Origin of the sequence: Gelidibacter sp. (assembly GCF_035577925.1) — a bacterium.
Taxonomy (GTDB): domain Bacteria; phylum Bacteroidota; class Bacteroidia; order Flavobacteriales; family Flavobacteriaceae; genus Gelidibacter.
Genome location: NZ_DATJCY010000070.1, coordinates 1 through 1,561 on the forward strand (window position 1 = coordinate 1; position 1,561 = coordinate 1,561).

The window sequence follows — 1,561 nt, forward strand, 5'->3', positions numbered from 1 at the left end:
ATGATTAATGTAAAAGTTTAGTGACTGAGCCCAGCAGATCACGGATGGTTGTGGTGTTGGAAGGTTGACTATATATAACTGAAAGCAAATAGATGACGATATTATTTTGGATTTGTTTCTTTATTATTTTCTATACCTATATAGGTTATGGGATACTCATTTATTTTATAATTCGATTGAGAAGAGCAATTTATGGGAAAAGAAAACCTTTATCTGCGAACGTTCAGGAGCTTCCTAGTTGTTCTTTAGTAATCGCAGCCTATAATGAAGCTGCGTGTATCCGACAAAAGATTGAAAATACACTTAGCTTATCCTATCCATCCGGATTGTTAAAAATTTATATCGTAACGGATGGTTCATCCGATGGTACTCCTGATATCATTAAAGAATATCCAAATATTATTGTTTTGCATCAGCCTGAACGACAAGGCAAAATAGCGGCTATAGATCGGGTCATGAAAATAATCGATTCAGAAATTGTTGTTTTTACTGATGCCAATACTATTCTGAATAAAGACGCTCTGCTTGAAATTTGCAAGTGCTATGTAGATCCATCCGTCGGCGCTGTCGCGGGGGAAAAACGGGTTTTTTTTGATGATAAAGCCGATGCAAGTGCAGCAGGAGAGGGCATTTATTGGAAATATGAATCGCAATTAAAGAAATGGGATAGTGAACTATATTCGGTAGTTGGAACCGCTGGAGAACTGTTCAGTGTGCGTACCGCACTTTTTCAACCTGTACAGATGGATACGGTTTTAGATGATTTCATGATATCAATGAAGATAGCGGAAAAAGGGTATCGGATCGTTTATCAACCAAAGGCTTTCGCGGTTGAATCAAGCTCGGAAGATGTAAAGGAAGAGCTGAAACGAAAAATCAGGATTGCTGCAGGAGGGATGCAGGCTGTTATTCGTCTATCGAGCCTAATGAATCCGTTCAAACAGCCTATTTTAACGTTCCAGTACTTAAGTCATCGAGTTCTTCGGTGGACCATAACACCTTTACTACTCGTTGCTCTGTTTTTTATCAATCTTTACATTATGCAGCTGGGTGGACCTCCAATTTATAGTGTGCTGTTTTATCTACAAATGTTGTTTTATGCTTTAGCATTGTTGGGATGGGTTCTTGAAAGTAAACAGTTGAAATTTAAAGTTGCCTTTGTCCCTTATTATTTCTGCATCATGAACTATGCAGTCCTCGCCGGAATGGTTCGATATTTTAGAAATAAACAGAGTGCGGTGTGGGATAAAGCCAAAAGACGTAATGATAAAGAAGGTAAGGTCGCTCCTGTAATTATTAAAAAAAGCTATGAAATCTAACTTGAAAAAAATGTGTATCATCAGGAATAAAAGCTCGTAATATCGTCTTTATTTGCGCTTTACAGACAATATATTGTATAATACTCAATCTATATACATTATAGAATTCCTAGCAGCATATCCTCTGAATTTATCTTTAAAATAGCTGTAGGATGACCAAGTGTCGGTAAACAAAAAAAGGAAATATTGATCTTTCACGCTATACATTAAAAAATACAGCTTTAAATAATTTTCAAGTCATT

The 1,561-nt window shown here is 36.5% G+C and carries 1 protein-coding gene; it reads left to right on the forward strand.

Features of this window, described 5'->3' with window-relative positions:
• Window positions 1-92 precede the first annotated feature (92 nt).
• Window positions 93-1,319: a glycosyltransferase family 2 protein gene (locus VNJ50_RS02145; RefSeq protein WP_325578606.1), complete on the forward strand. Its 1,227-nt coding sequence runs from the start codon at window positions 93-95 to the stop codon at window positions 1,317-1,319.
• The last annotated feature ends 242 nt before the right edge of the window (window positions 1,320-1,561 follow it).